This is a genomic window from Psychrobacter sp. UBA3483 (genome assembly GCF_002377905.1).
Classification (GTDB): domain Bacteria; phylum Pseudomonadota; class Gammaproteobacteria; order Pseudomonadales; family Moraxellaceae; genus Psychrobacter.
This window is the reverse complement of record NZ_DFQS01000063.1, coordinates 1-14,165: the sequence shown is the minus strand read 5'-3', so window position 1 is coordinate 14,165 and position 14,165 is coordinate 1. Positions and strand designations below refer to the sequence as shown.

The 14,165-nt window shown below is 45.1% G+C and carries 8 protein-coding genes; 4 read left to right on the top strand and 4 right to left on the bottom strand.

Annotation, left to right across the window (positions count from 1 at the left end):
- Positions 1-81: 81 nt before the first annotated feature.
- A complete protein-coding gene (locus tag B2866_RS11675; RefSeq protein WP_296194445.1) occupies positions 82-792 on the bottom strand; it encodes an HAD-IA family hydrolase in 711 nt (236 codons plus the stop codon).
- A 149-nt stretch (positions 793-941) separates the two neighbouring features.
- Positions 942-1,952, bottom strand: a complete 1,011-nt coding sequence (locus B2866_RS11670; protein WP_296194442.1) for an RluA family pseudouridine synthase — start codon at positions 1,950-1,952, stop codon at positions 942-944.
- A 1,249-nt stretch (positions 1,953-3,201) separates the two neighbouring features.
- Here B2866_RS11670 and B2866_RS11665 point away from each other — a divergent pair.
- Positions 3,202-7,524: an Rne/Rng family ribonuclease gene (locus tag B2866_RS11665; protein WP_296194439.1), complete on the top strand. Its 4,323-nt coding sequence runs from the start codon at positions 3,202-3,204 to the stop codon at positions 7,522-7,524.
- Between the two features lie 205 nt (positions 7,525-7,729).
- Here B2866_RS11665 and B2866_RS11660 read toward each other — a convergent pair whose 3' ends face one another.
- Together B2866_RS11660 and B2866_RS11655 are read right to left on the bottom strand one after the other, a co-directional pair.
- A complete protein-coding gene (locus B2866_RS11660) occupies positions 7,730-8,653 on the bottom strand; it encodes a DUF808 domain-containing protein (RefSeq protein WP_296194436.1) in 924 nt (307 codons plus the stop codon).
- Positions 8,654-8,861: 208 nt separating this feature from the next.
- Complete coding sequence (locus B2866_RS11655; RefSeq protein ID WP_296194434.1) at positions 8,862-9,938, bottom strand: RNA-guided endonuclease InsQ/TnpB family protein; 1,077 nt, start codon at positions 9,936-9,938, stop codon at positions 8,862-8,864.
- 355 nt (positions 9,939-10,293) lie between these two features.
- Between B2866_RS11655 and B2866_RS11650 the strand changes: the two genes are divergently transcribed.
- The 3 genes from B2866_RS11650 to B2866_RS11640 all read left to right on the top strand — a co-directional run bounded on the left by B2866_RS11650 (position 10,294) and on the right by B2866_RS11640 (position 14,018).
- Positions 10,294-11,151 (top strand): DsbC family protein, encoded by an 858-nt coding sequence (locus B2866_RS11650; RefSeq protein WP_296194431.1) that lies wholly within the window; start codon positions 10,294-10,296, stop codon positions 11,149-11,151.
- A 223-nt stretch (positions 11,152-11,374) separates the two neighbouring features.
- The gene (locus B2866_RS11645) at positions 11,375-12,736 is read left to right on the top strand and encodes a homoserine dehydrogenase (protein WP_296194428.1); all 1,362 of its coding nucleotides are present in this window, start codon (positions 11,375-11,377) and stop codon (positions 12,734-12,736) included.
- 100 nt (positions 12,737-12,836) lie between these two features.
- Positions 12,837-14,018: a thiolase family protein gene (locus B2866_RS11640; protein WP_296194425.1), complete on the top strand. Its 1,182-nt coding sequence runs from the start codon at positions 12,837-12,839 to the stop codon at positions 14,016-14,018.
- Positions 14,019-14,165: the final 147 nt, after the last annotated feature.

Sequence of the window (14,165 nt, the reverse complement as noted above, 5' to 3'; positions counted from 1 at the left end):
TGAATTTTGTCCATTACACCAAAAATCTATTTGCTAAGGTTAAATGACGTTTTATTTACATACATAATTTACACGCACGATTTATGCACATAATAATGCCACTAATTCTTGCGGCGTGTCCACTTGATAAGTTGGCTGCTCGGCAGCAAGCTCGTTACTTGATGCTGTGCCATAATTGACGGCAATACTGGTCATACCCAAACGATTGGCCATTTGAATATCGTAAATACTGTCACCGATAAATACTGCCTGCGAGATTGGCTGGTTAGTGTAATCTAAAATATCGCGCAGCATTTGCGGATCAGGTTTGGAGCCAGATTCATCAGCACAGCGGGTGATAGTAAAGTAATGATGGCTAGCAGAAGCCTCTAGTACTCGATCTAATCCTTTTCTTTTCTTACCAGTAGCGACCGCAAGCTGCTTATCTTGCTGCTTTAACGTCAGGAGCATATCGTCTATCGGCGTAAAAAACGGCGTACGATGGCTGTTCGGAATATAATACTCCGCATAGCTTTGCTGAATGGCGAGTTTTTGTTTATCAGTTGCTTGCGGATATAAAATCTCAATGCCATGCATTAGGCTCAGCCCAATAATGTCTTTGACGGCCTCATCCGTGGTCGTAAAGCCATGCGCCTCGCCTGCTACATGCATCGACTCAACGATGAGGCCAATCGAGTCCATCAAAGTGCCATCCCAATCAAAAATAATCAGCGTTTTATCAGCTAAATGGTGCTCGGCTGCTAATTCAGAAGTATTGGTTGGCGCTGTTTTATTAGCGCTAGATGCTGTCATGGACTAACCCTTTACAAATGGCAAATATGAAAACGTCACAGTTGCTTATTTGGCGCAGACATGCCCTTATAAGTCACTGTGACGATTGTGTTAAATAGTCATTTCAAAACTGCATTGACTATCACTCTTTAAAATGAAATTTTTAAAACTTATTCAGGCAGCTGAATATCTGCTGGTAACCAATCCGTCATCTCATCTGGTAATGGCGCGGTGATGGTTTCATAGCCAGGAATATCCAAGCGCCACGCGTGTAAGCACAAACGATGCACGCCAGACTTGTCATGCACATGGTATTTATCGTCACCTAAAATAGCATGACCAATATAGGCCAAATGCACGCGAATTTGATGGGTGCGCCCGGTCAAAGGCTTTGCTTCAATTAGGCTCACTGGCTGCTCATTTAACGTAAAGCGACCATGTACGATAATATCTGTCTGGCTTTCTTTGGCTTGTGGGTCTTGCGCGTCTACTTTTACCCGGCGCTCACCGCTAGCGAGTGTATAGCGCAGTAATGGCGCGTCGATACGCTGCTCATTGAGCGCAGGTTGACCTTTGGCGATACATAAATAATGCTTCTGAATGGTTTTGTCGACCAGATGCTGCTGTAGCACTTTTAATGCCGAGCGCTTTTTAGAAATCATCAGCAAGCCTGAAGTATCTTTATCGATACGATGAATCAGCTCGAGATATTTTTTACCTGTCACTTCGCGCATGGCTTCAATGACGCCAAAATCTACTCCACTACCGCCGTGCACAGCAATGCCAGAAGGCTTATTGAGTACAATCAAACCTTCATCTTCGTAGACCACACGCGCCAATAAGCTATTGGCAAACTCAGCGCTGATAATCGGTTTATCGCGGGTCGCCAGCTGTACAGGCGCAATACGCACGACGTCTTCACGCTGCAATCTGTCATGCGCTTTACAGCGTTTATTATTGACGCGCACTTCATCTGAGCGAATCATCTTGTAGATGTGTGATTTTGGCAGGCCTTTTAGACGATTGAGTAAAAAGTTGTCTAAGCGCTGGTCGTGCTGATGGCGCGTGACTTCAAGGTAATTCACCTTTTCAAAGTTACTGATTTCGTCATCGGCACTTTGCGGGCGCGTTTTACTATTAAAGATAGCGGGCGCTTCGTGGATAGGTTGTTCGGTTGGCATATTTGAGTTTGTCATTTTTAGTTAGGTATTTACACAAAGATTTGCTATAGTTTAGCATGTTGAGCGCCAATTAAGCAGAGGCTGCGACAATAATTCCTTGTTGTTACAGACAATATTACGCCGTTGCTACTACTGGTTAGTCAGGCAATGACCGTTATAAAGGTTGCCAAACTTGTGCGTTTCATCTGATTTTAAGGGTGTTATATCCCTTGATATACCCTATAATGCCCCATAAATTGTAAGAACAACGCTGATAATTATCTATATATAGGATGTATCAGTACCAAAAATTTTTAGTACAAAGTTTTTTATCAATACAAAATATTGTGATATCAAACGAAATCGCTTTGATAAACTGTCTAACAACCATTTTATCAGACGATAACAACATAACATTTACTCACTATCGCCTAACCACGACTTATTTTGATAGTTACTTATCACGCATAACTAATTATCAGCCAGTCCTTTAGCGCACAGTTGAGCAAGTATGGGTCGCTTAGAGCCAGAATCGAGTATCATTTGTTGATTATCGATAGCTGCCTGAGTATTGGTGGTCAAACAGAGCACGCGAAGTAGGATAGACAAGAGACACCGCGCCGATAAGCCGGTCATTTATTCTGTTTGCCAAGTACGCCCCGCTGATGATTAGAGCAGCGCCACCTAGCTTTGAGTTACCCCAGATATTTTTGACGTGATACCCAAAAGAACGATAAATAAAGAATGACCAATTGCTTTACCTAAAAGGATAACCGCTGCACAGCACTGTTTTATGCACCAGCACTTACCGATAAAACAGTCCTTTATTAACAGCGCTATGATTGCTAGACCTTGATTGATTAATTGTGACAACACGATGCTTTTTTGGTAATTGTGACCTCTTAAATCTCAGTCTTTATCCATCGCCGCCCTTACAAGGTGTGCGGATTAAACTTGTATAAATGACTGTCAAAAGACCACAAACCTGCGCGTGCCTTAATCGTTAGAGCAAGCTTACTCATAATACTAATATAGATAGTAGCCTTACACCCTACCTTGTCTATATAAACGTTACCGACATTAGCAGGATAAATGGCTAATACATTTTAGGTCAAAAAGCAGTTACGAAAAGCTCATGTGCTTGCCGTTACTTCTGCTTTACGTTCTACCGCTCACTAACATCTGCTCAGGTTGATTTACCCTTAACCGAACTTGCTCCCTTGCCCTAAAGCCTGCCCGTCGTTGTTATGCGTACTCATAGGATTCAAATATGAAACGCATTTTAATCAACGCTACTCAAAACGAAGAAATTCGCGTTGCCCTTTGTAAAGGTAATCACCTCTACGATTTCGATTTAGAAAACCGTACCCGCGAGCAAAAAAAATCCAACATTTATAAAGGTCACGTTACCCGTGTCGAGCCATCGCTTGAAGCGGTGTTTGTCGAATATGGCTCACAGCGCCAAGGCTTTTTGCCGATTCGAGAAATTTCTGCTGAATATTTAAGCGGCAATCCACGCGATGAAAACATCAAAAAACTAATCAAAGAAGGTGACGAGCTTATCGTCCAAGTCGAAAAAGAAGAGCGCGGCAATAAAGGCGCAGCGCTTTCGACTTATGTTTCTTTGGCAGGGCGTTATTTGGTGTTGATGCCAAACAATCCTCGTGGCGGCGGTATTTCGCGTCAAATCTCGGGCAAATTACGCGAAGATATGAAACGCATGCTCGGCAATCTTGATTTGCCGAAAGGCATGAGCGTCATCATTCGTACGGCTGGTATTGGCAAGACCCAAGAAGACTTGCAACACGATTTAAATCACTTGCTCAATATCTGGCAAGCCATTCAAGAGCAAAATCAAAAATATCCGTCTCCGCGTTTGGTGCACCAAGAAGCAGGCGTTGTCACCCGTGCCGTGCGTGATTATCTACGCGATGATATTAGCGAGATTTGGATCGACAACGAAAACGCTTATATCGAAGCGGCCGGTTTTATCGATGCCGTGATGCCAAAACAAGCGGAGAAATTGCGTAAATATACCGATTATGAGCCGATGTTTTCGCGCTTTAATATCGAAAAACAGATTGAGACCGCCTATCAGCGCGAAGTACGCTTGCCATCAGGTGGCTCAATCGTTATTGACCAAACGGAAGCCTTGGTGTCTATCGATATCAACTCAGCAAAATCAACCAAAGGCTCAGATGTTGCTGAAACTGCCTATCATACCAACCTAGAAGCTGCCGATGAGATTGCGCGTCAATTGCGCCTGCGTGATATGGGCGGCTTGATTGTCATTGACTTCATTGATATGAATGATAATAAGCACCAAAAAGAAGTGGAAAAACGTCTGGTTGATGCGACCAAATACGACCGCGCGCGTGTACAGTTTGGTGATATTTCCAAGTTTGGTTTGATGGAAATGAGCCGTCAACGCTTGCGTCCATCATTAGAAGAGTCAACCGGCTACATCTGCCCGCGTTGCCATGGCAATGGCATGATTCGTGATTTGCGCTCGTTATCACTGTCGATTATGCGTCAGATTGAACAAATTGCCCTCAAAGAACGTCAAGGCGAAGTGCAAGCTGAAGTGCCAACTGACATCGCCGCTTTCTTGCTAAACGAAAAACGCGATAGCTTGGTTTATTTGGAGCAAGACAGCGGTACGCGTATCACCATTTTGCCACACGCGCATTTAGAATCGCCAAACTTTAAGCTGCATTTTAATCGTGATGGCTTTGCCCCATCGAGCTATGAGCGTATCACTGATACCCAGCAGCAAGAGCACAGCGACTTAGGTTATAACGTCGATTGGCAGACCGCTGATTCAGTGCGCCCTGAGCAGCAGCCAACGCGCCAGCCACGTCAAGTAGCTGATAATGGCAGCAATAAAAACAGTCAAACAACTCCTCGTGCCAATAGTCAGCAGCAAAACACGACCAGTCATAGCAATGACCATCGTAGCAATGCTAATGCTAATGCTAATGCTAATGGCAGCAATGCTACACCAGCACGTGCGCCGCAACCACAAACACAAAACGCACCAACTGGTGCGACTACCGCGGCGCCAGTCGCTTCGCAAACCAACAACGCGACTACCGCCCAACCGCAAGCAGTCGCTTGGTTGTCCAACCTATTTGCCCAAGCGCCACAAGCATCGACGACGCCTAAAATCAGTAGCCGTGATGCCGCCGAAGCCATTGAAGTGCTGGTAAATACTGGCGCCCAAAGCCTTGGCTCGTTTGGACAAATCGATACCAGCGCCTTAGCTGTCAACACTCAAGCCGCAGCAGTGCCACAAGCAGCAAGCAAGCAGCAGAGCATTGAGCAACAGCCGAATACTAATCGCCAGCAAGCCGCGAGTGGTAATACTGAGGATAATAACGACGCTGAAGATAGAAGAAGACGTAAACCGCGTAAATCAAGACCCTCTAAAACGCGTCAAAGAAAAGAGCCGTCAGATGAGTCCAATGGTAATGCTGCTAGCAACAACGTAGAAGACAGCCGCTCAACCAGCACTGACGACAAGCAAGCTGATAGCCAAGATAAACGTCAGCATGATAATCGACGTACCAACGATCGTAATCGCAACAACCGTCAAGACAGTGATCGTAATGGACATGATAATAGCCATACCGAGTACAATGACGCTGATAGTAAAGACGCTCATACTGCAGATGCACAAACGCATGCTAAGCGTAAATCAAATAGCCAGCGCTCCTCACGCGGCAAAATTGAGCGCGGAGAGACATTAAGTGCAGATAACAACGAGCAAAGCACTAAAGAAACCAGTTATAGCAATGGTAAAAATCAGACCAGTGCGCGCCGCAACCAAGACCCTAATGAAGTGGTATTACAGGTCAATGAAGCGGCTACGGAGCTCAAGTCGCCAGAAGTTGTGCACTTGTCTTTAGATGATAGTAAATCTGTAGCAGCCACTCGCCCAGCGCCTGAAAAGCAAAGCGCTGAGAAAGCTATCAATGAAGCTGATAAGCAGAAAGCAAGTCAGGAAGACAGCACTCCGAAAAATGTGGATAAGCAGGAAGCCGTTAAGCAAAACACTAACAGTCAAGCTGCTAAAAATAGCCGTGACTCGGTTGATAATAGTCAAAAAACCAGTACGCAAACTGTGACTGCCGACGCTGCTAAAAGTGACAATACTGCAAGTGGCGATGCGGTGGTAGCGGCAGCAAAAATGGACGACGCTAAGACAAGCACTACTGACGATAAAGTGCAAAAGTCTGACACCAAATCTGTAGACGAGCACAATGTCGAAGCTACAAAATCAGCAGCGGATGAGCAATCGACCTCTAAAAGTCGTAGTGCTGTCAAAACTAGCAGCGAAGCTGATGATGTAGCGCCTACCGATAAAGCGCAAAAAACTGCTTCTGATGTTGATGCTAATACGGATACTACTGACAGTAGCAATCAAGCAGCGTTTGAACTTGACCATCAAGCTTTATTTGCCAAGCGTTATGTAACGGCTGAAAAGTTCGGTCAAGCCACCAATGATCCACGCGTGGTTCGTCGTCAGCATGCTCAAGCCTCGACAACTACAGCATCGGATAACCAATCGCCTGTGGTAAATGAGCAACGCGCTGTAAATGTACCAACTATTCGCGGTACGGTTGGTGAGTTTATCCGTGCAACCCTGCCAGAGGCGCAAGCACGTTTAGCCGCCGAAGGCGTGATTAATTGCTTTAAAGCTGCTATTGCTTTGCATTTAGAGCAAGCTGATACTAGCACTGGCGAGATTAAGGTCGATAACAGCAACGAGTCTAAAGTTGAGACTGGCGAAACTGTCAATCAAGATTTTGACTTTAGCAACTACGGCTATGAGCCTTTAGCAGCGGATTATCTCGCTCGCTTTGAAGCAATGACGCAAGCCGTCAGTCAATTTGCCGCAGCGCAGGGCAAAACAGCCGTTCAGCCCCGCCCTATTAGCAAGCGGGCGAACAATGACCCACGCGGTCAGCATCCTGACTATCAGGAGCCAGCTGTAACCACAGTTGCCGAAGCGTCTAAAAATGATGATTTAGCAGCCGGCAGCGAAACTGACGTTGACGTTAACATTGACGCTCAGACCGTAGATGCCACTGCGCTGGCCAATCAAGCTCAGACAGACGATGTCAGCGCCGATAGTGAAGAGCTGCTAAAAGTAGAGCAAGCACTCGAAGCAGAGGACGCGGGGCAATCTAAGGTTGATGCTGTAGCAGCGCAAAACGTTGATGCTGTAGCAGCGCAAAACGTTGAAGCAGCCAATGCTGAAGTTACAGATACTGTTTCTGAAGTCAGCGTTTCTGATGTCGAGCAAAGCGAAACCGAGCAAGCATCTGAGTCAACTGAACAGCTATCAGAGCAAGCAACAAAAGAGGAAATCCAGGCGGCGAAGTCAAAAACGACCATCGCCAGTTATAAAAACATGATCGAAAACGTGGCTGAGCAATTACTACCACAAAAAGGCATGTTTAATTTAACCACGCCAAAAGTGCCAAAAGCGCGGACGCGTAAGCCGAAAGCGGAGCATAAAAAGCCGACGCAAGCGGAAAAATCAGAAACTGATGGCTCAGGTGTTGATGACTCCGATAGCGAAAGCTAATAGCCGTTATAAATAATCTTTTATAGAATATCAAAGCCCCAAAGTTGTTAGCAACTTTGGGGCTTTTCTATGAATATAGCCTTATAAAGATCTTTTAAAGTCAAAATATCCTAAAAACGCGACGGTATTGCTGATATCAATATTACTTTTCAATCACTATATATCAATGCCACGTTTTGATAATCCTAATCTTCGAAAAACAAACTTAATGGGCAGTAGGCTCGTCTTTATGACGTATCTTATTGATAACCGTAAATAGCGCAACGATAGCCGCACCAATAATAAAGCCGATAACGCCATTTAATAAGGCAGTGGTAAAGCTTTCAAACACGCCAGTCAAATGCGCAATATCTTCAACCTCATGGTGCAAAAAGTTAATACCGTGCACCAAAATACCGCCACCGACTAAAAACATCGCCAAAGTCCCAGCGATAGATAAAAACTTCATTAATTTAGGCGCTGACGCAAATAAAATCTTACCAACTTTTTGAGTAAAATCGCCGTCTTTCTCCATCATATGCAAGCCTAAGTCATCAATTTTAACGATGCCCGCGACCAAACCATAAATACCAACAGTAATACCAACGGCTAAAATAGACAGCACCAAACTGCGCTGTAACAAAGTAGCTGTAGCCGTCGCACCAAGCGCAATAACAATAATTTCTGCCGATAAGATAAAATCAGTACGTACTGCGCCTTTGATCTTTTCTTTTTCAAAGGCCACCAAATCAACGGTTTCATCAGCGTTGGCCTGCCGACGGGCATTTTGCTCTTCATCATCTGGCAGGGCATGCGGCCAAAAGCGGTGGATGACCTTTTCAGCACCTTCATAAACCAAAAATAAGCCGCCGCACATCAATAAAAAGGTGATTAAAGGCGGATAAATGGCACTGATAAGAATCGCGGCTGGCACCAAAATAAGCTTATTAATAAACGAGCCTTTGGCAACCGCCCAAACGACTGGCAGTTCACGATTTGCTGTGACACCGGTGACCTGCTCGGCATTCAACGCCAAATCATCACCCAATACCCCAGCGGTTTTTTTGGCGGCGACCTTCGTCATGACCGAGACATCATCGAGTATCACACTGATATCATCAAGTAGGGTTAATAAACTGGCACCAGCCATAGAGGCTCCTTAGAAAATTAGCAAGAAAAATAGTAATAGAAAATTTATTTTAATGGATAATTTAATGTTTATGACAGTAGCCTACCTAGACATAAACTTAGATAAAATAGTGCAAGTGTATTTTATATCGGCTTTTTAATGGCTATCTGTAAATGATAAATTTGCTGTTATTGACTTCCTCCCCGACCTAAAGGAACGGGGATTCCTACTAAAGACGGCCAAGCCCGACCGCGAGAATGTTTTTTGCTCCATTAACGTCACGTTGATGGGTCGTTTTACAAGAACGACAAAACCATTGTCTTATACCAAGCCCCGATCTACCTTTCGGACTGTCTTGGCGAGAGCCGCAACACGAGCAGGTTTGGGTGGTGTACGCTTCATTTACTTCGATATAGTGGCAACCTGCGTTCGCGCATTTGTAGTCCAGTTGTCGCTTTATCTCAAACCAACCCGCATCATAGACGGATTTGGCGAGTTTGCTTGAAGTAAATGATTTTGACTTGATTTTACCAACTACGATTAGGCTGTTGGCTTTAACAAGCTTTGATGTAAATTTATGAATCAAGTCTAATCTAGTATTTTTAATCTTGGCGTGAATGGCCTTAACCCGTTTTTTGTTTTTGGCTCTTTGAGCAATGGCCAGTTTTTCTGCGTATTGAGTCGTCAGCTTAGTAGTTAGAACCTTGCCATCACTACTGACTGCGGCATCTTTACAGCCCAAATCAATACCGACTTGACCGTCACCACAGGCTGTTTCTGAAAACTCTTTAACAGTGATACAGGCGTACCAGTGGCCGCGAGAATCTTGTACCAACTCGCACGTATTGATGCTGTAGAGCGAGAGGTTATAGCTGTCCCACACATCAATAATCAGCTTTTGACCCTTAGCCAAACTGAATTGTAGAGTTGTTTTTAGAGATTTTTTGCCACTTTGTTTAGTGCTTAGATGCTTGATAGCAGTTTTTTTAAAAGGAATCCAACCAAGGTTTTTACGACTTGATTTAGGATTATTGGTACGCCATTTTAGTTTGGCTTTTTTAAATTGTTTACGAGATTTGGCATGGGTTTCGGTCACTGCTTGTAAGGTTTGGCTGTGCAGGTTCAGGTACTCACCAGCGCCTTTGGTGTAAGCGGCCAAGTCGTAGGCTGAAAAGAATTTGCCTGTGCGCTTAAGATGTTTAAAACTTAGCTCATTAACGTAATTCCAGACAAAGTTGACCGCACCAGCTAAGATATTTAGCTGAGTGGCATGTTTGTCTTTGATGCGTAGCTTGAGCGTCTTCATGGGTTTAGTATGATCCCAATGCGTTTGGTTAACAAGGTTCTTTTAATCTTAGGTGACAACGGCTGACGCCTGATATCCACGCCCTAGAAGGACGTGGTTTTACGGCGCTGGATGATAAATTTGGCGATGCCAATAAAACATCAACAAATAGCCTTTGGTGGTTATTTCTAAAAATATGTTAATATAACCAGTATTGCTACTTATCTTTTATTATCAATAAATTGCCCCTCGTCCTTGAAATATATCGCTCTGATAACAAAATCTAGTGGATACGGGATAAGCGTTCATACACAATCTATGTCCCTGTTTTTATATCTATATCTTGCTTAGGCACCACCGCCTAAAGGAAATACCTATGTTTTTACCTTCTTTCTCTAAAGCCACTTCTGCTCGCGCTCTATTTTCTCGCAAACCTTTATCGAGGATGACGATGGGCGCGTTGCTGGTCGTGGTTGCAGCAGGCTGCTCGAATAATACGGCAGATGCGACCAGCAATACAGGTATCGTCAATAGCGCTAATGCCAAAGTCAGCACTGCGCAAGTCGCCGATAATGATGCAGCAGTGGTCAAAGCCTTACAAGCAAATTTAAAAAAATCAGGGATTGAAGAAGAGATTATTTCAGCCGTACCAACGGATATGGCCGATATTTATTGGGTAACGGCATCGGGCTTACCATCGTTTTTTACCGATAAATCTGGCAAACATATTATCCAAGGACAAATTATCGCCGTTGGGCAAGATGCGCCAGTCGATATCAGTGGCGCTTTGGTTGCCAAAGCCGCGCAAGACGCTCTAAAAACGGTCAATAAAAAAGACATGGTTATTTATCCAGCAAAAGGCGCGACCAAATCGGTTGTTTATGCCTTTACTGATGCCGACTGCCCTTATTGCACCAAGCTTCATGAAGAGATAGGCGATATCAATGCACGCGGTATTGAAGTGCGTTATTTAGCGTGGCCACGCAGCGAAGGCAGTATCCCAAAAATGGAAGCCATTTGGTGTAGTGAAGATCGCAATGCGGCGATGGATCAAGCAAAAATGGGTGCCAACGTTCAAGCGCCTAGCTGTAATAACCCGGTAAAAGAACAAATCGAGCTTGGAATGTCGCTAGGAGTACGCGGTACGCCTGCTATCTTTACCGAGTCTGGCCAACAAATCGGCGGCTATCTACCTGCGGCGCAATTGGCACAAACAGCGATTGATGCCAGCTAGTCCTCTCCCCTCATATTGTTGACTTTAGCGACAGTGAGATTGGGTAGACGCCACAAGCGCTTATCGGTATGATACGATGAAGCGCTAGGTAAAATTAGCGGTGTATTTTTATACTTTTCTTCTTTATATCAGCCTCATTTATAAGCACCTTTATATAAGTCTTTTTATGTAAGCGCTGTCATCGAAGCATTTTTATCCAACTCTATAATCTCTTGAGGATACTGTGAGCAAATCCATCAAACTAGCGATACTTGGTCTGGGCACCGTCGGGACGGGCGTGATCAATCTAATCAATGACAATTTAGATGAGTTAAAACGCCGTAGCGGACGCGACATTGTGATTACCGAAGTCGGTACCCGTCGTCAGCGCGATGATATCGACGCTACCATCGTACAAAATAGTGACTTGATGGCAACCGCTGCCAGTGACAATGTCGATATTGTCATCGAAGTGATTGGCGGTACGACCTTGGCTAAAGATGTGATTATGCATGCCATTAAACACGGCAAACATGTGGTCACTGCCAATAAAGCCTTGCTCGCCGAACACGGCAATGAAATTTTCGCCTTTGCCGAAGCCCATAATGTACACGTTGCTTATGAAGCGGCGGTGGCAGGTGGTATTCCAATTATCAAAGTCATGCGTGAAGGCCTTGCTGCCAATAAGATTGAGTGGTTAGCCGGTATTATCAATGGCACTGGCAACTTTATCATGACTGAAATGCGTGATAAAGGTCGCCCGTTCGCCGATGTTTTAAGCGAAGCACAAGCACTTGGTTACGCCGAAGCCGATCCAACCTTTGATGTTGAAGGCATTGATGCCGCGCATAAGCTTGCGCTCCTCGCCTCTATCGCCTTTGGGATTCCGCTACAGTTTGACAAAGTTTACTGCGAAGGTATCACCGGTATTACCTTGCAAGACGTCAACTACGCCGAAGAGCTTGGCTACCGTATCAAACATCTAGGCTTTGCGGTACGCCGCGAAGACAACGGTTCAGGTGATGGCCAAGGAAATAACGGCGCGGCTGGTATCGAGCTGCGTGTTCATCCAACGCTGATTCCACAAAACGCCCTACTTGCTAACGTTAATGGCGTAAAAAATGCGGTATTGGTCAACTCGCACCCACTTGGGCAGACGCTATATTGCGGTGATGGCGCTGGTGCTGGAGCAACGGCTTCTGCGGTCATGGCGGATGTCATGGATTTGGTTCGCGTTCTTGGTAGTAAAGATAACAACAATGAAAGCACGAACGGTCACCATGTGCCGCATCTAGCCTTTATTCCAGAGCAATTATCAGACACACCCATCTTGCGTGCTGAGCAAATGATTACTGGTTACTATCTGCGCGTGCATGCGCATGACAATCCGGGCGTCTTGGCAGACATTACCCGTATTTTGAGTGACGCGGGTATCAATATCGATGCCATTTTACAAAAACCTGCGCATAAGCTTGGCCAAGTGCCGGTGATTATTTTGACGCTGCCTGTGGTTGAAAGTCAGATGAATCTGGCGATTGAAAAAATCGAGAAGCTCGATACCATTACAGATAAAGTCGTCCGTATTCGCTTAGATGAGTTGGCGTAATCTATCTAGCGATTCATCTATAAACGTGTGACCTTATTAGATTCTTTATTTTAATGACTAAAAAACTTTCGTTTCAAATACCGAAAAAGGAAAAATAACGATGTCAAATGATGCAATTGTAATTTTAAATGGCGCCCGTACTCCGATGGGTGGTTTTCAAGGCGCACTAAAAGATGTCAGCGCAACTGAACTTGGCGCAACCGCTATCAAGGCAGCCGTTGAGCGTTCGGGCGTGAACGTTGATAATATTGATGAAGTCATCATGGGCTGTATCTTGACCGCTGGTCTTGGTCAAGGTCCTGCTCGTCAGGCGATGCGTAAAGCAGGTCTTAACGATGCTACTGGTGCCGTTACCATTAATAAACTTTGTGGTTCTGGCCTAAAAGCGGTCATGCAAGCGCATGATGGTATCAAAGCGGGCAGCTTTAACGTCGCAGTGGCGGGCGGCATGGAATCAATGACCAATGCGCCTTACATCATGCCAGGGTCACGCGGCGGCTACCGCATGGGACATAAAGAAGTCAAAGATCATATGTTCTTAGACGGTCTAGAAGATGCCGAAACCGGCAAATTAATGGGGCAGTTCGCGCAAGAAATGGCCGATGAAAAAGGCTATAGCCGTGAGCAAATGGACGAATTTGCCATTGAGTCGCTAAACCGTGCTTTGACAGCGATTAAAGACGACCATTTTAAAGATGAAATCGAGCCTGTCACTTTCAAATCGCGTAAAGGCGAGCAAACGGTTGATACCGACGAGCAGCCTGCGCTTGCCAATGCTGAGCGCATTCCTACCTTGCGCCCTGCTTTTGCAAAAGAAGGGACGATTACAGCGGCAAACGCCAGCTCAATCTCAGACGGCGCGGCGGCGGTTGTGATGATGAAAGAGTCGCAAGCAAAAGCCGAAGGTTTAGATTATCAAGCACGTATTGTTGCCACCGCTTCTAACTCGCGCCATCCAAGCGAATTTACCATTGCTCCGATTGGCGCCATTGAAAAAGTTCTCGATAAGGCAGGTTGGTCAATTGCAGACGTCGATTTATGGGAAATCAACGAAGCCTTTGCTATGGTGACCATGGCAGCGATGGATGAGCTTAAAATCGACCATGCCAAGGTCAACGTCGAAGGCGGCGCTTGTGCCCTTGGCCATCCAGTTGGCTGCTCTGGCGCGCGTATCTTAGTCACCCTTATCAACTCGCTTAAACGTACTGGCGGTAAAAAAGGTGTTGCAACCTTATGTATCGGCGGCGGTGAAGCTGTTGCCGTTGCCATTGAACTGGCTTAATTTTAAGCCAATTCAAAGTTTGAGCTTTTAAAATTGAAGTTTTAATTTAAACGTTTGAGCGATTTTCTTAAAATTTCTTAGATTAACACATGAAGTGCAATACCAAATGTGAGGTGAAAAAAAGGCCTAGATGCGCTAGCATCAAAG